This is a genomic window from Paenibacillus sp. DMB20, from assembly GCF_000987955.1.
Lineage (GTDB): Bacteria > Bacillota > Bacilli > Paenibacillales > Paenibacillaceae > Paenibacillus_AQ.
Genome location: NZ_LAZU01000025.1, coordinates 266,897 through 285,981 on the forward strand (window position 1 = coordinate 266,897; position 19,085 = coordinate 285,981).

Here is a 19,085-nt window from a genome sequence, read left to right on the forward strand (position 1 = left end):
GTCAATACATATGCTAAAGCGGCGAAAATGAATAGAACAAAAAACGCCCCTAGGAGCAACAAATAACAACAAGAAAGCGTTATCAAACTTGATTTATACTAAACTCACGGCCGAGAGAGTAATACACAGGGGGGATTGAAGATATGAAACGTCTCATGAAATGGATGACGGAATCATTTGCGCCTCGATTGGAGAAATTTACAAATAATGTATGGGTTTCTTCCATTCAAGAAGCGATTATGGTTACCTTGCCGATGATTTTCATCGGATCGATCATTACTTTAATAGCAATCTTGCAGGATTTTATTCCGGGAATGCCGGATTTATCGCCAATAACCACGTTTAGCTTCGGTCTGCTGGGCATGTTCATTGCATTCTTGACTCCTTACACCGTCATGGAAAAAAAGGAACGCCATAAAATTAAGCTGATTGCCGGAATGACGGGACTATCCTTGTTCCTGATGCTGCTTAATCCGACGATTCACGAGGATGGGACGGTTCAATTCGTATTGGAACGCTTCGGTCCGTCCGGCATGGTTACGGCTCTGCTCGTAGGGGTTGCGGTCGCCGTCATCATGAATGTTTTCAACAATTTTTCCTTATTCAAAAAAGATACGACTCTGCCTGAATTCATCATTGATTGGTTCGACTTCCTTGTTCCGATCGCGATCATTTTAACGGTGGGCTGGGTGTTGGTATACCAGCTTCATTTCGATATTTTCGCATTCATCGTCAGCGTGTTCGAGCCGATAAACGCAGTCGGCCAAAGTCTGCTCGGCTTTGTACTGTTCAACTTTATCGGCGTGCTGCTCTATTCCTTCGGAGTTAGTCCGTGGGTCATGATGCCCATCTGGTATGCGATCTGGATTCCTGCGATTGAGCAAAATGCCTCTTTGGTAGCGCAAGGGCTCGATCCCGTTAATATCAATACGTTTGAAACCTTTTTCTCCGGCTGGTTGGGAGTCGGCGGTCTTGGAGCTACGCTGCCGCTTATCATCTGGTTCCTCACGGCCAAGTCGAAGAAGCTGAAATCGATTGGACGAGCCACGATTATTCCGTCGTTGTTTAACATCAATGAACCTGTCATTTATGGGGCGCCTATTGCTTTTAACCCGATTCTGATGGTTCCGATGTGGATTAACGGACTCATTACGCCGATTATCGTGTATTTTGCGCTCGATCTCGGGTTTGCCCAGATTCCGAGCAAGGTATTTCAATTGTGGTACACGCCCATCGGGATATCTACGTACATTATGTCCGGTTTTAACGGATTGATCTTGTTGGCGCTCGTTTTAGCCATTATTTTTGCGGTATGGTTTCCGTTCTTCAAGCTGTACGATGCGCAAGAGCTGAAGAAGGAGCAGGGAGAAGTAAAATTACAAGAAAGCTAGAAAGAAAGCGGGGATACTCATGAAACAACCAATTCATCAACTCGTGCAAGACATGACCTTGGAGGAGAAGGCGTCGCTATGCGCCGGTCTGAATATGTGGATGACCAAAGGCATCGACCGTTTGAATATTCCGCCGATCCATATGTATGACGGGACAAACGGCATCCGCAAAACAAACAGCGACGAGGAAATGGGAATTACGACGGAAAATATGCCAGCGACGTGTTACCCGACCGGATCGGCGATCGCTCTTCTTGGAATACGGAGCTCCTTCATGAAATCGGAGTCGCTCTCGGGGTAGAGGGTAGGGAAATGGGGGTGGAGCTTCTGCTCGGCCCCGGCATTAACATGAAGCGCACCCCGCTTGGAGGCCGGAACTTTGAGTACTATTCAGAAGACCCGTGCTTATCCGGAGAGCTGGGCGCGGCCTTCGTCAACGGTCTGCAAAGCCAGGGGGTCGGCGCGTCCCTGAAGCACTTTGCCTGCAATAATCAGGAGTTCGAAAAGATGGTAACGAGCTCGGAGGTGGATGAGCGTACGCTGCGGGAGATTTACCTCAGTGCTTTCGAACGGATCATCAAAAAGGCAAACCCTTGGACGATCATGTGCTCTTATAATCTCTTAAACGGTTCCTATACGAGCGAAAACGAGCATTTGCTAAATGATATCCTGCGGGAAGAGTGGGGTTATGAGGCGTGGTCCTGTCGGACTGGACGGCCGTCAACGACCGCATTCGCGGCCTTAAGGCAGGGCTGGATCTTGAAATGCCGGGCCCCGCGCATTACAACACAACAGCCATTGTGGAAGCTGTACGGAAAGGAATTCTTTCCGAGGAGCAGCTTGATAAGAGCGTGCGTCGTATTCTTACGCTTGTTGAACAAGTAACGGCAAAACAGGACAAGCAGGAAACCGCGGCCATTGACTACCATGCTCTGGCAAGAAAAGCCGCGGCGGAAAGTATCGTGCTGCTCAAAAATGACAACGGCATCCTGCCGATCCGCACCAATCAGGTGAGCTCGATCGCCGTCATTGGACGGTTCGCCAAGCAGCCAAGAATTCAAGGCGCAGGCAGCGCGAAGGTGACGCCTACGCGGATGGATATCCCTTGGGAAGAGATGAAGCAGGCAGCAGGCGACCATATTGCCTTTAGCTATGCAGAAGGGTACCCGCTGGAGGACCATATCGATGAAGCATTGATTGAACAGAGTGCCGCTTTGGCTGCAAAGTCCGATCTGGCGGTTCTGTTCGTCGGGCAGCCTGAATATGCCGAATCGGAGATGCATGATCTTAAAGGAATCGACTTGCCGGAGCACCAAGTGAAGCTTATTCAGGCCGTTATCGCGGTCCAGCCGAAATGTATCGTCGTTACGAGCAGCGGATCAGCCATGGCGATGCGTCCTTGGGTACAGCATGTGCCGGGCGTCCTTCATTCCTGGTTGACGGGGCAAGGCTCTGGCAGAGCCATAGCAGAGATCTTGTTCGGCCTGACCAATCCTTCCGGCAAGTTGTCGGAAACCTTCCCTGTGAAGCTTTCGGACAATCCGTCGCATATGCGCATCCGCGGCGAGAATGGCAAGCTGTATTATCGTGAGGGATTGTTCGTCGGCTATCGGTACTATGACCGCAAAGAGCTTGCGCCCCAATTCCCGTTTGGCCACGGGTTGTCCTATACGACATTCAGCTATTCGGATATGAAGGTAAGTCAGCATGACCGCGGCGTCAAGGTATCTCTTCATATTGAAAACACAGGTACAATCACGGGCAAAGAGGTTGTCCAATTGTATGTTCATGACGAGGAGTGCAAGTGGACGCGTCCGGAGAAAGAACTAAAGGCCTTTGCGAAGATTGAATTGAAGCCGGGCGAGAAGAAGGAAGTGGTCTTCGAGCTTCAGGAGCGGGACTTCGCTTATTATAATACGAAGTATAACCGTTGGACGGCGGATAGCGGATTTTTCAAGCTTGCCGTGGGCAGCTCTTCGCGTGATATCCGTATTTCGGAGCGGCTGTATTGCGATTTTGGGGAAGAAGAGATTGCTTTCCATAAGTTCAGCCTGCTGAGCGACTGGCTTGAGGATCCGACGGCAAAAGCCATATTGGAGAAATGCCTGGAGGAAATGAATGAGCACGTAACGGACAAGGTTCGACTTGACGAGGAATTCGTCGGTTTCTGGGGAGACTTCCCGACGATCAAAATCTTCCAATTGTTCGGCCAAAACTGGATGATCGACCGTTCCCCGGATCAGGTGATTGAGGAGCTTATAACGCTAGTTAATCAAGAGCGTCATCGTGTTCAAGATTAAACGATATATATGCAGGGCTGCCCATCAAAAGGCAGCTCCAACACAAAGAACCCGCGCCTCACGCGGGTTCTTTGTGTTTGCTCCCGAGAAATTATGGATATGCTCGCGGATACCCATCGTTAGGGCAAAACCATTCTTTTGGCAACGCCGTCGTCCCTTGTGGAGGAAGATGGCGTTTTTTCCATTTCACTCGCCGGCATTCTACCAGATAGCAGATCCAATATTTTGGGCGGTAAACAAAAAAATCGCCCTTTAAAATATGGCGATAATGTGAGTTTTATTTTTTTAGCATATTTATTATACTATAAATTTACATAAAAATCAAGGCTTATCCTGCCGGGCCTTGCCATGCTACAACGGATAGGAGGTGATCCATCATGGAAAAGAAAAGCCTGACCGCTCTTGTCAGCGCGTTCTCGCGGGCGTATCACGCCAAGCATAATCAAGTGAAAATTTTTGACGATCCCGTCGCCATCCAGCTGTTAACCGATCAGGAATACGAGCAGATAGCCTTCAACATGTCCCAGGCCGTATCTTTCTTCCGGCCGTCGTTTGTCGGCTCGCAGGAACAGGCGCTGCGCGAGGTCGTCGATGATCAGCTGTCTCCTTCCCCACTCGGGAGAGCAGCATTTGCCGAGCAATCGCTCGCCGTTGCCGCCAGCTTGGGAGCCGAACAGTATCTGATCTTTGCCGCCGGCTACGACACCTTCGCCTACCGACAGCCGGAGTGGGCTGAGAGGCTGCGCATTTTCGAGATCGATCATCCCGTTACGGCAGCGGATAAAGAAAGGCGCGTATCCGCTCTCCCATTGGCCAAGCCGGCGAATCTGCATTGCATTGCCGCCGATTTTTTAGAAGCGGACTGGACAAGCCGTTTAGCAGCCTGCCCGGCTTTTGACCCGGAACGAATCAGCTTCAGCAGCTTGCTCGGAATCAGTTATTATTTGCCAAAACAGGCATTCAAGCAGCTGTTGTCGTCCATTGCCCGGCGGGTCCCAAGCGGCAGCAGCTTTGTCTTTGATTATCCCGATGAGCTTACGCTTACCCCGGAGGCGGGCGAACGGGCGCAAAAGAAGGTCATGATGGCCATGCGCGCGGGCGAACCCATGCAGGCAGGCTATTCCTACGCGGAGCTGGAGCAATTGCTGGAAGAGGCCAATCTATTGATCTACCAACATCTAACTCCTTCCGAGATAACGCGTCAGCTGTTTCAGGCCTATAATGACAGTCAGCCCGATCACAAAATAACGGCATTCGACAACGTTAACTATTGCTTGGCTGTCAAGTCCTCCCGATAATCAAGGGCGAGAGGCGGAAGGAGCTTGACTCTCTTCGGCAAGGGGATGAAGCTTCAGCGCTTGTGGCCGTCGGATTCACCGGATAGCTGATCCAATCGCTCCAGCTTCTTACTCACCCACGAACCCCCATGCTTGAATAGTTCCAACTCCAAAAAGTTTACATACTTGCGGCAACCTTATTCAGATACTTTAGAAGTAATTTAAAGATAATGGGTATGAGAGCTCAACATACGAAGGTTGCCGGCATATTGGGCAGCCACGCTTAAGGAAACGGGCGATAGCTTATAGAGAACAGGCTGCCGCAAAATCGGCAGCCTGTTCCGTAATTATAATAGCGAGGTTACGAACTTCACTTCCGGAAAGCGGCTATCCGGTCCTTTCATTAAGATTCCGCCTTGATTTTTCAGATACATATCGAAGAAATCCAGCATATAGGCATTGATAACAGAGTTCACTCTTTCGGGCGCAATCTTTCCTGTAATGCCCATCATTTTGAAAATCGGAGAAATGAACTGTACGTCGGTAAAATTCAAATGTTCCGTATTGTCGATATAGAGGAATTGTCCCCCTGCGGCAACCGTTTCGCCCATCCGTTCAAGCTCTAACTTTTTGTCTTCCGTTACTTGATCCATCCACTCTCTTGTGTTGCCCATACGATTAAGCTCTGCATCCGTGTAGACCCGGTTATCCATCACCATTTTTAATCTTTCGAATTCGCTTTCCGAGTTCATGAACAAAAACGGCTTTCGCAGACCCTCTCTGTCACGCAGTCGATAAAGCCCTCCATCTAAGTCTATTCCAACCGCGATTCGCGGATCGTAAGAAGCGTCATAGGCCGTCGCTCCGCCGATGGAATGACCGAACACCCCGACATGGCCGAGATCAATCCTCCCTTTTAGATGACTTGGAATCTGCCCCGATTGGATGAGCTCGAATTGGTCCAGCGCAAACGCCACATCGCCGGTTAAAACTTTTCCCAACTTGTCGCGGTTTCCGCTTTCCGTCCGGTAATCATGGTCGGGCGAAAATAAGTCCTTGGTTGTGCTGGTCGCGATTCGACCGTCCGGAAACTCGGTTGCAAATGTATTGTAGGTGTGGTCGATCACTGCCACGATATATCCGTGACTCGCGAGATTTTCGGCTTGCGACGTGAGGAGGAACCTGGAGGAATCGAAGCCGGGATTCGCAAGGATCAGCGGGTATGAAGTCTGTGCCGAAGAGACTTCGGCCCCCGAATAAGCATGACTGGATACGTACTTCAGGTGTTGAAAAGTAAACCCGGGAAGGCCATAGTTCGCCGCCATATGACGTAAAATCCGGGTATCGGGGATAAAGGGAGCGTACTTGCCGGTGCCAGCTTGAGCCGGATACCATACCTGAACCATCAATTCCCTCTTGCCTGTCGCGGTTTTGCCAAATGTCTCCTCCCGGCTCGGATCGACGAAATGAAAGACTTGCGTGCCTACCTTCAACTCGCCGACTGGCGCCGGAAGGTCGAATACGGGAAACACATAGAGGAAGCACGCCGTTACAATTAGCCCAATCACGATAAAAAGGCGGCCCAGCACCCTACGGATTCTCGAGGCAGTCCGAACGGCTTTCGGCGTTATGAAAACGTTTATAAGCGAAAGCATAAGCATCAGGATCGTAAATCCGTATAAAAATAAAAGCTGAACCCTGTATCCTTCGACAAGCAAATGTATCACTAAAAAAATGGAGCCGGCTCCGCTTGTCAGGAGCAAAGCTGATCTTCGGATACGTTGATTGAAAATGAACAGGATTGCCAACAAACAAGTACTTGAAAAGAATAGCAGCATTTCAAAAAGTCTCACGCCAACTCCCCCTAAAAAATAATCCTATCCATGAATTAGCTTACAGGGGCAACTAGGTTGATACCATTGATCTAGATGACAATTGCCTTACACTCTTGTAAGGTTGCGCGACGATGACGCAGAAAACGGCATGTTATGCGCTGATTCCTGCCATCGGCCGGGGGTGTTTGTTTCACAATTGAGAAGACAGCTCAATTCTTTGCGAAATATCATAGACGAACCCTCCTTGCTCGCATAGAAAGTTTCCAGTTGGGCATGCTATCCTGCCAGACTGTGGTTGGCTCAGGGCCGCTTGCGACTTCTCTTTTTGTAAGCTGTTGAGCGAGAACGCCAAAGAGGGCCGCAACAGGTCACTTACTCATAACCTGTCACAGCCCTCCACCCCGCGTCGGACGCGGTCGTTCGGCTCTTACTCCTCTCCAGTTGCCACCGGATTCTCCTCATAACTAATCCAATCGCTCCAGCTGCCGGCGTACAGTTTCACCTTGCCGTACCCCGCGTCATGAAGCGCGAGGGCGTTCGGACAGGCGGACACGCCGGAACCGCAGTATACGATAATCTCGGCATCCTTCGGGAGCGAAGCGAAGCGCTTTTCGATCTCTTCGGCGCTTCTCCATCGACCCTGTTCGTCCATAAGCTCCTTCCAGAAGTAATTGACTGCCCCGGGAATATGTCCCGCGACGGGGTCCATCGTTTCTTCGAAGCCGGCATAACGACGGGCGTCCCGGGAATCGATAATGACGGAAGAGCCGGTGACGGAAGCTTCACGGACCGCCTCCACATCGGCAAGCATGTCCGGTTGAAGTTCCGGTTCATAGGTGGTCGGGACGACAACGGGCTTTTCGGCCGCCACCGGATAACCTGCCTTTGTCCAGGCTGAAAAGCCTTCATCCATAACATAAACATGCGGATGGCCGGTATATTTCAGCATCCACCAGACCCGGCTCGCAAAGATTCCCCCTTGGTCGTCATAAATAACGACGCGCCGGTCTCTGCCGATTCCGGCTTTTCCGAAGACTTCGGCCATCCTTTGGGAATCCGGCAGCGGGTGCCGTCCTCCATGGGCCGAAACCGGGGAGGAGAGGTCCTTGTCCAGATCCAGATATACCGCGCGGGGGATATGCCCTTCTTCATAGGCAAGCCTGCCGGCTTCCGGCTCCGCAAGGGCAAAACGGCTGTCGATGATCACGAGATCCGGTTCATACAATCTTGCAAGCAGCCACTTGATGGATACTATGTTATTCATTCAGAATGACACCGCCTTCGCTTGTATATGTAAAGGACCCGACATGTTTATTTGGTTACGGCCAGCTGCTCCATGAACTCGTTCAATTGACCGGTGCATTTGGATAGCGTGGTTGCGGCCACTTCATATTTGGCAGCAAGCTCATTTTGCGTGACGGGAATCTCAAGCGCTTTGGCGAACAGCTGATCCAAAGCCGCTTTAAAGCCGCCCGGTTTGCGGAAACGCGGGGATTCCTTCAGACAGAAGCCGTTCCAGATGATGAGCGCATTATAAAGCACGAATAATTTCTCTTCTTCCTTGTGCTCGTAATCGTTGTAAATCTGCGGGAACAGCTCTTCCGCCAGCTCGCGGTAAGAATCGTTGTCCCATTTCATTTCCCCCAGCACTGCCATAAATTCCGTCATGTTCGACGGAGCTTGCAGCAGGGCCTCCTTCTCTTCCAGGGAAGGTTCGATATGATGAGGTTGTCTCTCTGCCAGGCGGTCCTTTTCCATGCAGCATTTTTTATATTTCTTACCGCTTCCGCAGTGACAGGCATCATTTCTACCTATCTTGTTCAAAAAACTCACTCCTCAGATTGTAGGTTGTACGGGTAGTAATTAAATATCTATATCATATCATAAAAGATAAAACGCGGTTTGACCACCATTCCCTAGGGATAAGAGGGAATTTTCGACCAAATTCTTGAAGGATAGACAATGGAAAAGCTTATTTCTCCCGGGAAAACGGAAGAAATAAGCCGATTTTTGTCGTTATAAAAAGAATAAGTGCAAAAACGGATTATTTTTTCAGAACTCCTGCCAACAGCCTGGTGTAAGCTTCGGCCCCGGCCGGCTCAAGATGAACGCGGTCCGACCGAAAGTATTCGGGATGGTCTTGGCTGGCACCGTGCCAATCGACCAGCGTCGTGTTCGGGTATTTCGCGCCGATTTCAGATAACGTCGAGTTCACGTTCCGTTCCCAGTCCCTGGGTACCTTGGTGTTGACCAGAACGACCTGTTTGGCGGAGGAGAGGGAGTCAAGCAGGAATTCAAGGTCTTTTTTGGCAAAAGCACCGTTTGTGCCGAGACCGATCACTACGACTCCGTTCAGGCGCCCCTTGGCTTTCAGTCCAGGAAGGAGATCCTTCGTTTGATGCATCTGACGGCCGATTTCCGCATCGATCGTAATGCCGGGAAACTGCTTCTCCAGATACGGGGCTACCCCGACCATGACGGAATCGCCGATGGCGGTAATCGATGATCCGGATGTCGGTTTCATCGCTTTGCCTTTAAAGGGCTCGGGTACGCCGCCTTCCGTTCCGCGGGCTTGATTTGACGGTTTCCCAGCCGTTTGTTGTTCGGCAGGCTCATCGGGCTTGGCTTTGCCAGTCATCGATGCCCGGGAAGGGTTCTTAACGCTGTCGTTCTTCCCCGGTTCAGCAGAAGGCGTTTCTTTCTTCGGACGATCCGGCGCTTTCGCATGATTTTCGGCGATGCCGTTTTTATCGTCCGAAGCGCCGGTTTCAGGAGGCGGTACCTGTTCGTTCCCGGCGGGCTTGCCGGGAGGGCTGGTTTCCGAAGGTGCCGGCGCGGGTTCCGGTTCGGCTGGCGGGAGGCTGACCTCTGCAAGGGCGCTTTCGGCTTCCGGTGTTCTCGCGCCCGAGACGCTGGTGGTCATGCCGGCGCAAAATATGCCGATCAGCAGCAGCGTCGTGCACCATACGGTCATGCTTTTAACGGTGAAACGCCGATGCCGGCGCTGCGGATGACGTAAACGAATCCACCATTCCTTTACCGCTCCCCGCCGTATCGGCTCTTCGATATACTTCCAGGACAGGGCGGCCAGAACAATGCTTGCAGCCACCTGCAGGGCAGCGTGAAATCCGCTGATTCCGTAAGGATTGCCGTCCGGACTGGTCAAGATCAGCACAGGGTAGTGCCACAAATAAATCCCATAGGACCGAACGCCGATCCAGCGAAGCGGTTTGATCCCCAGCAGTCTCCCCAGAAGGGAGGCCGGATGAGCCAGCACGGCAACAACGACGGCTGCGGCAAGCGATAACGCAACCATCCCTCCCTGGTAGAGGGAAGCTTCATAACGATCCGTGCTCCACATCATGTAGAGAACGAGCAGCAGGGCGGCCGTTCCCGCCGAATCCAGAGCCAGCCGGACAAGCGGGGATGCCTTCCGCGGCCGCTTGTAACTAGGCCAGACAATGGCGAGCGCCGCCCCGATCAGAAGTCCGAAAGCGCGGGTATCCGTACCGAAATAGACGCGGCTCGGATCGCTTCCAGGCTCATACATTAACGCCATCAGCAAGGCGGAAAAACCGGCCATGGCGGCGATAAAATAAAACATTTGACCCCGCCGCGGGAAAAAACGCAGCCCGATCAGCATGATGAGCGGCCATAACAGATAGAACTGCTCTTCCACCGCCAATGACCACATATGGCCAAGCGGGGAGGGAGGGCCGAACGATTCGAAATAGGAAACCTGTTGGAAAATAAACTGCCAGTTGCTTATGTATGTAACTGCCGCGATAACGTCTTCGCGAAGCGCCGCAAGCCTGGAACGGTCAAATAGGGTCACCCATACGACCGTAATGAGGAGCATGGCGAACATCGCGGGCAGAAGGCGGCGGAATCTCCTGTACCAGAAATCTTTCAAATCCAGGCGGCCGTGGTCACGCCATTGCGAAGCAAGGATGTCGGTGATCAAGTAGCCTGACAAAACGAAAAAAACGCTGACTCCCAAAAATCCCCCGGGGGCAAAAGAAAGGCCCCAATGATAGCTCATGACGCCGATCAGCGCCAAAGCTCGAAGTCCGTCCAATCCCGGCATATAGCGGGATCCTTTTTTTATCGGTTCAGGCATGAGGGACCACCTCTGCCTTGCTAGGCTTCCGTGTTTTTTTGTCGAAATCGTACCGGTTCGTCGCAGTGAAGTTCATATTCACAAACGTCTGGATGCCGTCGTTCATGAAAGTCATTTGGAACATGTTAAAACCCTTCCCTTTCCAAAAACAAGATGTCGTATGTTAATACTAACACCGTCGGGGATGTCGTAGGTGACAAAATAGTAAAGTGAAGGAAACAACCTGATGTCAATAAAAAGACAGAATTTTAATGAATCCGCTGTCGCATGAAAAAGAATCTTAACGAATGGCGTCAAAACGTTGTTATACACCTTTAAGGGATTCATAAAAGAAGAGGAGGTTCCGAAACCTCCCCATATATTACCACTTTATAGCTTCGTTTTCGGAAATCGGATCAGTTAACCGGCAGCACCTTCTTTTTTCCGGAAGAACGTCTTCAGCGCTTCATAGACTTCCCCTTTGTCCTTGATCACATGGTATAAAAACTGCTCCAGCTTGATGTTCTTGTAAGCCGACATCAAGGTACTGCTGCGGTTATACTGATTTACCTCCCCGTAACCGAAAATATTGCTGACCTTTAGCAGATCCCCGATGAGCTTGACGCACCGTTCATTATCCGAGGTCAGGTTGTCGCCGTCCGAGAAGTGGAAAGGGTAGATATTGTATTTGGAAGGGGGGTATCGCCGGTTAATAATTTCCAACGCTTTGATGTAAGCCGAGGAACAAATCGTGCCTCCACTTTCGCCGCGGGTGAAAAATTCCTCCTCCGTAACTTCTTTCGCCTCCGTATGGTGGGCTATAAATACGATTTCGACTTTTTCATACTGCCGCCGGAGGAAGCGCGTCATCCAGAAGAAAAAGCTCCGGGCGCAGTATTTTTCGAAGGAGCCCATCGATCCCGACGTGTCCATCATGGCGATGATGAGGGCATTGGAATCGGGGATGACGGTATCATCCCAGGTCTTGTAACGCAGGTCGTCCGGACTGATATGGTGGATTCCCGGATTTCCCGTCGTAGCGTTTCGCCTTAAGTTTTCAAGGATCGTTCTTTTTTTGTCGATATTGGACATGATGCCTTTTTTGCGGATATCGTTAAACACGATGGATTGCGTTTCGATTTGTTCCTTTTCCTTGGGTTGGAGCAGAGGCAGTTCCAGTTCTTCGAACAGCATGTTTTCCAGCTCTTCGATATTAACTTCGGTTTCGACAACGTCTTGACCGGGTTGATCCCCGGCTTTTTCCCCTTGCCCCGGCTGCTTCTGGGATGGGTCGCGTCCAAGAACGTCGCCAACCTGACTGTCTCCGTCCCCCTGGCCTACATGCTTTTGCTTCTGGTAGTTGTAAATAAACCGGTACTCGTCAAGGCTTCGGATCGGTACCTTGATAATTTGCTTCCCATCCGAAAGAATGATGTTTTCCTCCGTGATGAGATCAGGCAGATTCTGCCTGATGACCTCCTTGATCCTGCGCTGATGCCGCACCTGATCCTGGTAACCCTTGCGGTGCAGCGACCAATCTTCACGGGATACGACAAACGACAGGGCATCTTGATTATGCACGGGCAGGCACCTCCTACTGTCGGCCTTTTCTCGAAAATACGGTCATTAACGTCTGTAGTAATCCATTATATTCCCGCCTTCGTCCGTTATGTGATAGGCATGGCGTCATGCCAAGCTCTTGGCTTGGTCTATTTTTACTTATGATCCGGGAGGCAGCGGGAGGCCTGAATTCCGTGGCAAATCATGCCACCCAAGGCTTTCATTCATTAAAAAACCGGCCTCCGCGCCCACTTGATCGTGAACGGAAGGCCGGCAGTGTTTAAGCCCGTATAAAGCGTTACATCAAAAAGGTGCCGACTACGATCGAGATCCCTATAATAATCGAGCGGAGCACCTGGGCCACCGCCACATTGCCTTTGGCGATTTCCTCGCATACTTTCATCCGCGGCGTAACCCAGTCAAAGATCAGATAAACCAAACACAATATAGCCATGCCGATGAGCGACCAGATAAGCATCTGCACCCACGAGTGAGAGCTGTACGACACCATGGCCACGATAATGCTCAGTCCCATCAGTTTGCTTCCCATATACATCCCCGCCGCCAGGTTGCCGCTTGCAATCTCCTTGCGGTCGTCGAAACGGGTCAGCTTGCTGAACACGAAATACCCCACGGACAGCACGCCGAGAATAATGACCAAACCTATCAAAACGTTAAGCAAATCCCAACCGAAATTTTGCAAAAAAAAGCTCCTCCTTTATAAATGGGTTCTGTCCCGTCATATGGACGAAAGAATGGCCGCAGGGCAGTAATAAGCGCCGTCCCCCGTTATCCGGCCGCCGATCCGGGACAGGATTCCTCCGAACCGTCCGCCCACGACAAAGGCTCCCGTCAGCAGGCAGCCGGCGTATAAGCCTTGCTCCGTATCGACCTGAACCTCCGGCATCGGCCAAAACTTTTGATATATTTTGGGTTGTTGGTTGTAATAGGCAAGAATATCTTCGTCTTCTCCGTCCTCACGGGCCGGTACGGCATCCGCTGTTCCGTCCTCGTCCGGACCTTTGATGATTTCCGTTCCCTTGCCTTCGCGTCCCCAGTAGCTTTTAGCCGCGAACGGGATATTTTCGGTTTCAAAGGGCTCGGAACTGAAATAAGCGGGCAGGCAGTATTTTTCGATAAGCTCCTGCTCTTTCCGGTCAAACAGCGTAAATCCGCAAAATTCCGGGGTCTGATGATTGCGTTCATGCAGGGACCAAAGGGTGGCAAGAAATCCTTTGCTCTGCATGATGAAGTTCTGAGGCGGATTGATGATCCCGAGCTTACCCTCCGCCGCCAGGTCCAGAAGCGCTTCTCCCACTTGAAAGCCGCTGCCTTCCTCCCGGTCCTCAATCAGGTATTCCAAAGGGTAAAGGCGGTACCATATCCCGATTTTCCGTCCGTTGTGAAACAGGCCTTGGCCGGGTACGATATCCAGCTCCTCCAGCGGGGCGTAATGAACGGAGATGTTCTTCCGCCGCAGCTGTTCCATCAGGTACAGCGTGTTGAAGCGGTCCTCGGCATGCCAGTCGTAGCAGCTGAACGTAACGGATGGCTCCAAGCCGGCTTCGGCGTAATAGGCGGCAAAGGCCGCAAGCTCTTCCCCAAGAAGCCCTTCAAGTTTTCCCGAGGGGCCTTTCCATGAGGTATGGTTCTTCAGCACCTGATCTTCAAGGTAGGCGGCCTCCGGAATGCCGGTTGGCGTGTCGGCATTGTTTTCAATGATTTTTAAGCCTTCTTCTCCCATAATCCAATCCTGCCGCGTAATGCCGCCGAGCGGAATCTCCTTACGGACCAGCGGAAGAAGGGAAGGGGAGATATCCAGCTGCCGAATCAGGTAACTGTCCGGCAAATACCTCTGTATAAACCGGAGCGTTTTCCGGAATAAGCGGTCCATCGCTTCAGAGGCCGAAGCGAGCTCCTTCAGCTCCTCCGGACTGTAGATGGCCACGGAAGGAAGGCAGTAGGCTTTGCCGTACATGCGATGGTAAGGCACGACGGAAGAGGTTTTTCCCCCGTAAACCTCCTCTTGGGACAAGCCAAGCGAAACGATCTGCCGCTGTGTTTTTGTCATGAAAGATCACCCGCCCGCTCGGACACCGCTCGACCCGCCGCTCCCGAAGCCTTTGTGGCTTCCCGAGGATCGGATGGCTTCGCTTTGGGATTTGGACAGCGGTTTGCCCGAACCGTAATAAACGCCGGATCCGCCGTTATAGTAGTAATAGCCGCCGGAAGAATCATACTCGCAGTATTCGACGTATGGGTCGCAATCTTCATACTCGTCTTGTCCACATCCGGTTAAGGTGGCCGGCACCGCCAGAAGCATGGCAAAGGCGGCGAGCTTTAGTTTGGATCCCGGAGCGGAGGAAGTTTGCTGTCCGGCAAGGTTGTTGTTCTCAGACGGCAGGATTTCCGGGTTGCTATTGTTCATCGCTATCCGCCTCCTTAAGGAAGAGTACGACCCGGTCCATTGCCGGATCATAAATGCTGAACAGCATTTCATAGGTTAGACCGCCGAATACCAAATAATGGTTCAACAAGCAAGCGGCGAGGTCTCTTTTGAAGGTTGGCGCGGGAAAGAGCCGGGAGGGGGGCTGAAAAGCGGCGCCATCCCAGAGGAGATAATCCAGACGCGCCGAAACACCCGAGCTGCTGTTGACTGCAGCCTGTATCGCAGCCCCGTAGATCTCCGGCTCCTGTTCTTGGAAAGGGGCGATATAAATAAATTCTCCCTCCCTGTCATCGCTTTCATGGGAAAGATGCGTGAATAATTGCCCCGACAGCAGCGTCGCATCCACCAGCTTGCGGACAAAAAGCTCATCCTGCGATACGGAGCATTCGTCGGCCGGCTTTTGATGTTTACGATCTTCCGGCCAGAGCACGTATTTTAGTAAATAATAAATAGAAATTACCTGCCTTTCTCTTTGATGATATTCCCGTAAGTGCCGGGGTCGCAAATGACATACAGCTTCGGGTCCGGACCGATGGCATCGTCCAGTCTTCGGTTGATCCCGAGATCGCCGTGATCGGCGATCAGGGTCGCGCCCTTCGCTAGCAGAGCGTTAAAAGCATCGCGGTAAGTCACCCAGGACGGGTCGTGAGGTACCTGGTACAAATCGTCGCCGAACCGTTTACTGAGAAGCTGGGTATAGATTTCCGTACTGCCTTCATGCAGTGCCGAACGGGCGGCCAGTCTGGAAACGGCGTCATGGGACAAAATAAAGTCGTTGATTTTGACGTGACGGAAGTTGTGGACATGCTTTTCCATCATGATTTCCACGGTGGTATGTACCTCGGGAGCGAGTCTCTCGATGCTGGATGCGATCAGCAGGGATTTGCCGTCGGTTAGCGATGGATCGTCAATCCGGCCGTCGCCGAAAATGATCGCCGAACGCGCCCGTTCGATTCCTGCCTTGGTCAGGATCTCTTCCGAAGCGGGATCGCCGCTGATGAAATGGACTCTTGGATGGTCGATGGGCATTCGCCCCAAGTCATCGATGATGACGACATGGATTAGGCTTTCAGCGGCCAACAGCTCATCCACCGCCGCCTGCGCTTTTTTGTTCCAATGAATGACGATCATATGGTCCGAGCCGTAATAGTCCATTTTTCCGCTCATTCTCCTTTCTTTGGCGTTTACGAACCAATCAATGATTTTGCCGATGACCAAGCTGAGCAGTCCGATACCGAAAAGGTACAGAAAGATGGCGAACGTTTTGCCTCCGGTCGTGACGGGATAAAAGTCACCGTAACCAACCGTTGTCAATGTCGTCATGACATACCAGAGGGCATTGAAAGGATGTTCGAAGGTATCCGGTTCAAGAAAAAACATGATTCCGGCGGCAATGAGAATAAATAGCGCTGAAAACAACATAAGAAAAACGGCCGGTAGCCGGAATAGCCGGTTGGATAACCGCCTGAGCAGAAGATACATGATTATCACCCGCCTTGAATATCTCCCTGATTATGGCTCACTTGGCTATTATATACGGGATATACGCGGTTCTGCTATAAAAGATTCAGGATTTTTGGGAAGGGAATGGAGCATGAAAAAAGGCCTGGGATTCGAAAGCGGTATTCGCCAGGTCAAAGCGCGGTTTCCTGCGTGTTTTTTAGGAATTTTACAGGAGGGAACGACAAAAACAGGGGCTGTCCCAGAAGTTTAATGGGGCGGAGAGGACGAAGCGATTCCGGAAAAGCGGCAGCGGTCGCCTTTGTCCCCGAATTTTTTTGCTATAAAACAATTATTGGAATTTGGGGGCATCAGCGATTGGAGGAATGATTCGTACTCCCAGCGTCTTAACAACATATTAAGGGGCTGTCCTTGGTCAATGGACCTTTATGGACAGCCCCGAATGGTCTATCCGTTCAATACGAAAATAAACAAAGCGAGAATGGTTACCAGAACCACGCCGTTCAGAATGGAGCCGACGACGGAGAAGGAACGTTTGTTTTTAGGGTTGAAGCTGCCTGCGAGGCCGAGCAGCAAACCGATAAAATTAACCGCCACGATGATCACGAATACGGCCGCAAGGGAAGTCATCGCTTCAAGGGCTTCCTTCGGCGGCTCGACCGGGCCATTCGGCGTCATGTACGGTTCGATCATCGCCGTGCCCAGGGAAGCCATGATGATATAGCCGAGCAAGGTGACGATAGCCAGTACGAAGGAAGTTATGCCAAGCCGGGAATGTTTTTTGTCTTCTGGCGGAATAAAGGCAACCTCAGATGGGGCCTCCCGTTTTTTTGACTCTTTGGATGGTGAAGGGGGGTGTTGCTCCATAACAATGATCTCTCCTTTGTGAAGGCTTTTTCGAACACGCGTTAATAGATCGTTTAAGGAATGATGACATCTGTATTACTTTTTCATAAAACGGACTTGAAATCAAGTCTTGTCCATCCGGGTCCGGTGGCAAAGGTTAGCCCGATCCGTTAAACTGGGGAATAGGCAAGCTTCGCGGCGAATAGCGAAACGAAATACCAAAAGGAGTTGATCTAAAGGAATGCAGAGGACGTTTATTGCATGGGGAGCCGTAATCATGGCTCTTTCGGTGGCCCTCGGCGCGTTTGGCGCCCATATGCTGGAAGACAAAATCAGCGCGCATGAAATGGCCGTTTATGAAACCGGTGTCCACTACCATATGATTCATGGGCTTGCGGTTCTTTTGACCGGACTGGCGGCAGGGCTGCTCGGCGAATCCCGGAAGCTGTTTTGGGCGGGGCTTTTATTTATTTTTGGGGTTTTTATTTTTTCCGGCAGTTTGTATGTTTTGTCATTGAGCGGAATCAAGTGGCTGGGAGCCATCACTCCGATCGGCGGGGTTTCGTTTATAGCCGGTTGGCTTGCGCTGGCGGCGGCGGCTTTGTCCGGGAAATCGGGAACAAGAGCATAGAGGGAACCGACAAGGGCTGATCTTCTTAAAAGGAAGGTCAGCCCTTGGTTTAGATTACAGCCTCATAAGTTTTCAGGGAAACAGAACGATCGTTGAATCGAGAAAACCATATGCAAGACCCAGTCTGTCATCGTTCAATGTATTTCGCCCGTCATCGAGCGCTGAATTCGTCGATTTCATTGATATTAAACGTATAGACTTGCTTTTCATCCACATGGTAGACATTGACCAGTTGATTGCTGTCGTCATAGTTTAAGATACGGCAGGGCAAGCTTATTTTCTTGCCTTGGCGGTTCGTGGTCAGGCGGACTAACCGGTTATCTTTGGAATAAACTTTAATCCATTCATAAGGGTCGCTTTCGGAAGATGGTGCGGCGCAGTCGGCTTCGGGCTTTTTTGCGGCTTCCGGCTGCGGAACAGCATCAGGCAAAGACTTTGGGGCGGTTTCTTTTTTGGCCGGAGAAGGGTCGCCGGCTGCTTTAGGCTTAGAGGCTTTCGAAATAACGGATTGTTTCTTGGCTTGAATCAGGTTGTCGATAATTTCACCGAGTTCCATGCCGGATTTTACCCGGAAATCGATCACCTGCTCATTCGAATTCAAGATTTCGAACAATTTTTGCAAAGCCAGTGCGTTGGAAGGGCTCTTTATGAGAATATCCACGTTAAATAAAAAACCGTTATCATCGCGGTCAGTGTTTTTGTTCATACGTTTACGGTTCACCAGCTTTCAAAATGTTTCCTAAAAATACTATATCACACCTTTCAAATTTTCATAGTCCTAATGTCGTGATGTTATTCATAAAAATCTTTATTTATCCAGAGTCGTTCGCACCATATGATATGAGACTGAATACACATGATCTTAGCTATGTGAGGGGAGGTGGGTTGCGTGGTCACTTTGCTTCCGATCGAGATCGAAGGACATACCGTGATGGGCGTAGAAGTCAAGCTCCCTAAGACAACTCTGCTGGCTGTCTATACGGATAGGGGGTATATTATGTGTGGTGCTCTGGATATAGGACTTCTTAACCAAAAACTTGCCGACCGGCAAATCATAGCCGGAAGAGCCGTCGGTGTCCGAACCTTGGAGGATCTCCTTGAGGCGCCGTTGGAATCTGTTACTATAGAAGCAGAAAAATGGGGGATTCATCCGGGGTTAAAGGGGAAGGAAGCGGTTCTCCGGATGCTATGACGTACAGAAAAAAAGGACGATCCTGGCGGACCGTCCTTTTGGTT

At 51.0% G+C, this 19,085-nt stretch carries 21 protein-coding genes; 8 read left to right on the forward strand and 13 right to left on the reverse strand.

Annotated features, from left to right (window positions below):
• Window positions 1-143 precede the first annotated feature (143 nt).
• The 5 genes from XI25_RS11925 to XI25_RS11935 all read left to right on the forward strand — a co-directional run bounded on the left by XI25_RS11925 (window position 144) and on the right by XI25_RS11935 (window position 4,989).
• Window positions 144-1,391, forward strand: a complete 1,248-nt coding sequence (locus XI25_RS11925) for a PTS sugar transporter subunit IIC (RefSeq protein WP_046678766.1) — start codon at window positions 144-146, stop codon at window positions 1,389-1,391.
• Between the two features lie 19 nt (window positions 1,392-1,410).
• Window positions 1,411-1,692, forward strand: coding sequence for a hypothetical protein (locus tag XI25_RS34530; protein ID WP_235439831.1), 282 nt, complete (start codon window positions 1,411-1,413; stop codon window positions 1,690-1,692).
• Window positions 1,614-2,276 (forward strand): glycoside hydrolase family 3 protein, encoded by a 663-nt coding sequence (locus tag XI25_RS36240; protein WP_327204771.1) that lies wholly within the window; start codon window positions 1,614-1,616, stop codon window positions 2,274-2,276. Before XI25_RS34530 ends, XI25_RS36240 begins: the two co-directional genes overlap by 79 nt.
• Complete coding sequence (locus XI25_RS34540) at window positions 2,243-3,691, forward strand: glycoside hydrolase family 3 C-terminal domain-containing protein (RefSeq protein ID WP_235439833.1); 1,449 nt, start codon at window positions 2,243-2,245, stop codon at window positions 3,689-3,691. The genes XI25_RS36240 and XI25_RS34540 overlap by 34 nt, the downstream gene beginning before the upstream one ends.
• 377 nt (window positions 3,692-4,068) lie before the next feature.
• Window positions 4,069-4,989 (forward strand): class I SAM-dependent methyltransferase, encoded by a 921-nt coding sequence (locus XI25_RS11935; RefSeq protein ID WP_046678767.1) that lies wholly within the window; start codon window positions 4,069-4,071, stop codon window positions 4,987-4,989.
• A 326-nt stretch (window positions 4,990-5,315) separates the two neighbouring features.
• Here XI25_RS11935 and XI25_RS11940 read toward each other — a convergent pair whose 3' ends face one another.
• The 11 genes from XI25_RS11940 to XI25_RS11985 all read right to left on the reverse strand — a co-directional run bounded on the left by XI25_RS11940 (window position 5,316) and on the right by XI25_RS11985 (window position 16,393).
• Window positions 5,316-6,821: an alpha/beta hydrolase family protein gene (locus XI25_RS11940; protein ID WP_046678768.1), complete on the reverse strand. Its 1,506-nt coding sequence runs from the start codon at window positions 6,819-6,821 to the stop codon at window positions 5,316-5,318.
• A gap of 409 nt (window positions 6,822-7,230) precedes the next feature.
• Window positions 7,231-8,067, reverse strand: a complete 837-nt coding sequence (locus XI25_RS11945) for a sulfurtransferase (RefSeq protein WP_046678769.1) — start codon at window positions 8,065-8,067, stop codon at window positions 7,231-7,233.
• 47 nt (window positions 8,068-8,114) lie between these two features.
• Complete coding sequence (locus XI25_RS33695) at window positions 8,115-8,627, reverse strand: SEC-C metal-binding domain-containing protein (protein ID WP_052759568.1); 513 nt, start codon at window positions 8,625-8,627, stop codon at window positions 8,115-8,117.
• Between the two features lie 220 nt (window positions 8,628-8,847).
• On the reverse strand, window positions 8,848-10,923 hold the full coding sequence (locus tag XI25_RS11955; RefSeq protein ID WP_046678770.1) for an acyltransferase family protein: 2,076 nt from the start codon (window positions 10,921-10,923) through the stop codon (window positions 8,848-8,850).
• Entirely contained in the window at window positions 10,916-11,047 is a 132-nt protein-coding gene (locus tag XI25_RS35785) for a hypothetical protein (RefSeq protein ID WP_268794498.1), read from the reverse strand. Before XI25_RS35785 ends, XI25_RS11955 begins: the two co-directional genes overlap by 8 nt.
• Before the next feature lie 275 nt (window positions 11,048-11,322).
• Window positions 11,323-12,483 (reverse strand): sporulation protein YhbH, encoded by a 1,161-nt coding sequence (yhbH, locus tag XI25_RS11960; RefSeq protein WP_046678771.1) that lies wholly within the window; start codon window positions 12,481-12,483, stop codon window positions 11,323-11,325.
• A 277-nt stretch (window positions 12,484-12,760) separates the two neighbouring features.
• A complete protein-coding gene (locus XI25_RS11965; protein ID WP_046678772.1) occupies window positions 12,761-13,165 on the reverse strand; it encodes a DUF350 domain-containing protein in 405 nt (134 codons plus the stop codon).
• A 36-nt stretch (window positions 13,166-13,201) separates the two neighbouring features.
• Window positions 13,202-14,533, reverse strand: a complete 1,332-nt coding sequence (locus XI25_RS11970; protein ID WP_046678773.1) for a glutathionylspermidine synthase family protein — start codon at window positions 14,531-14,533, stop codon at window positions 13,202-13,204.
• A 6-nt stretch (window positions 14,534-14,539) separates the two neighbouring features.
• On the reverse strand, window positions 14,540-14,890 hold the full coding sequence (locus XI25_RS11975) for a hypothetical protein (RefSeq protein WP_235439834.1): 351 nt from the start codon (window positions 14,888-14,890) through the stop codon (window positions 14,540-14,542).
• A complete protein-coding gene (locus XI25_RS11980; RefSeq protein WP_052759569.1) occupies window positions 14,880-15,341 on the reverse strand; it encodes a hypothetical protein in 462 nt (153 codons plus the stop codon). The genes XI25_RS11975 and XI25_RS11980 overlap by 11 nt, the downstream gene beginning before the upstream one ends.
• A 26-nt stretch (window positions 15,342-15,367) precedes the next feature.
• Window positions 15,368-16,393, reverse strand: coding sequence for a potassium channel protein (locus XI25_RS11985; RefSeq protein ID WP_046678774.1), 1,026 nt, complete (start codon window positions 16,391-16,393; stop codon window positions 15,368-15,370).
• Between XI25_RS11985 and XI25_RS11990 the strand changes: the two genes are divergently transcribed.
• Entirely contained in the window at window positions 16,392-16,625 is a 234-nt protein-coding gene (locus XI25_RS11990; protein WP_046678775.1) for a hypothetical protein, read from the forward strand. The two genes, XI25_RS11985 and XI25_RS11990, sit on opposite strands and share 2 nt — an antisense overlap.
• A gap of 194 nt (window positions 16,626-16,819) precedes the next feature.
• On the opposite strand, the gene XI25_RS11995 is transcribed toward XI25_RS11990, so the two are convergent.
• The gene (locus XI25_RS11995) at window positions 16,820-17,239 is read right to left on the reverse strand and encodes a hypothetical protein (protein WP_046678776.1); all 420 of its coding nucleotides are present in this window, start codon (window positions 17,237-17,239) and stop codon (window positions 16,820-16,822) included.
• Window positions 17,240-17,459: 220 nt separating this feature from the next.
• Between XI25_RS11995 and XI25_RS12000 the strand changes: the two genes are divergently transcribed.
• Window positions 17,460-17,849: a DUF423 domain-containing protein gene (locus XI25_RS12000; protein WP_046678777.1), complete on the forward strand. Its 390-nt coding sequence runs from the start codon at window positions 17,460-17,462 to the stop codon at window positions 17,847-17,849.
• A 151-nt stretch (window positions 17,850-18,000) separates the two neighbouring features.
• Here the strand turns inward: XI25_RS12000 and XI25_RS12005 are convergent, their stop codons facing one another.
• Window positions 18,001-18,555 carry a hypothetical protein gene (locus tag XI25_RS12005; protein WP_046678778.1) on the reverse strand — a complete coding sequence of 185 codons (555 nt, stop codon included), beginning with the start codon at window positions 18,553-18,555 and terminating at the stop codon, window positions 18,001-18,003.
• Window positions 18,556-18,738: 183 nt separating this feature from the next.
• Here XI25_RS12005 and XI25_RS12010 point away from each other — a divergent pair, with 183 nt between their 5' ends.
• Complete coding sequence (locus XI25_RS12010) at window positions 18,739-19,041, forward strand: YunC family protein (protein WP_046678779.1); 303 nt, start codon at window positions 18,739-18,741, stop codon at window positions 19,039-19,041.
• Window positions 19,042-19,085 lie beyond the last annotated feature (44 nt).

Excerpts from the sequence above, each read along its gene's own strand:
- XI25_RS11925 (WP_046678766.1), top strand. The coding sequence starts at position 144 with ATGAAACGTCTCATGAAATGGATGACGGAATCATTTGCGCCTCGATTG.
- XI25_RS34530 (WP_235439831.1), top strand. The coding sequence starts at position 1,411 with ATGAAACAACCAATTCATCAACTCGTGCAAGACATGACCTTGGAGGAG.
- XI25_RS11935 (WP_046678767.1), top strand. The coding sequence starts at position 4,069 with ATGGAAAAGAAAAGCCTGACCGCTCTTGTCAGCGCGTTCTCGCGGGCG.
- XI25_RS11945 (WP_046678769.1), bottom strand. The coding sequence starts at position 8,067 with ATGAATAACATAGTATCCATCAAGTGGCTGCTTGCAAGATTGTATGAA.
- XI25_RS11955 (WP_046678770.1), bottom strand. The coding sequence starts at position 10,923 with ATGCCTGAACCGATAAAAAAAGGATCCCGCTATATGCCGGGATTGGAC.
- XI25_RS35785 (WP_268794498.1), bottom strand. The coding sequence starts at position 11,047 with ATGTTCCAAATGACTTTCATGAACGACGGCATCCAGACGTTTGTGAAT.
- XI25_RS11970 (WP_046678773.1), bottom strand. The coding sequence starts at position 14,533 with ATGACAAAAACACAGCGGCAGATCGTTTCGCTTGGCTTGTCCCAAGAG.
- XI25_RS11975 (WP_235439834.1), bottom strand. The coding sequence starts at position 14,890 with ATGAACAATAGCAACCCGGAAATCCTGCCGTCTGAGAACAACAACCTT.
- XI25_RS11990 (WP_046678775.1), top strand. The coding sequence starts at position 16,392 with ATGATTATCACCCGCCTTGAATATCTCCCTGATTATGGCTCACTTGGC.
- XI25_RS11985 (WP_046678774.1), bottom strand. The coding sequence starts at position 16,393 with ATGTATCTTCTGCTCAGGCGGTTATCCAACCGGCTATTCCGGCTACCG.
- XI25_RS11995 (WP_046678776.1), bottom strand. The coding sequence starts at position 17,239 with ATGGAGCAACACCCCCCTTCACCATCCAAAGAGTCAAAAAAACGGGAG.
- XI25_RS12000 (WP_046678777.1), top strand. The coding sequence starts at position 17,460 with ATGCAGAGGACGTTTATTGCATGGGGAGCCGTAATCATGGCTCTTTCG.
- XI25_RS12005 (WP_046678778.1), bottom strand. The coding sequence starts at position 18,555 with ATGAACAAAAACACTGACCGCGATGATAACGGTTTTTTATTTAACGTG.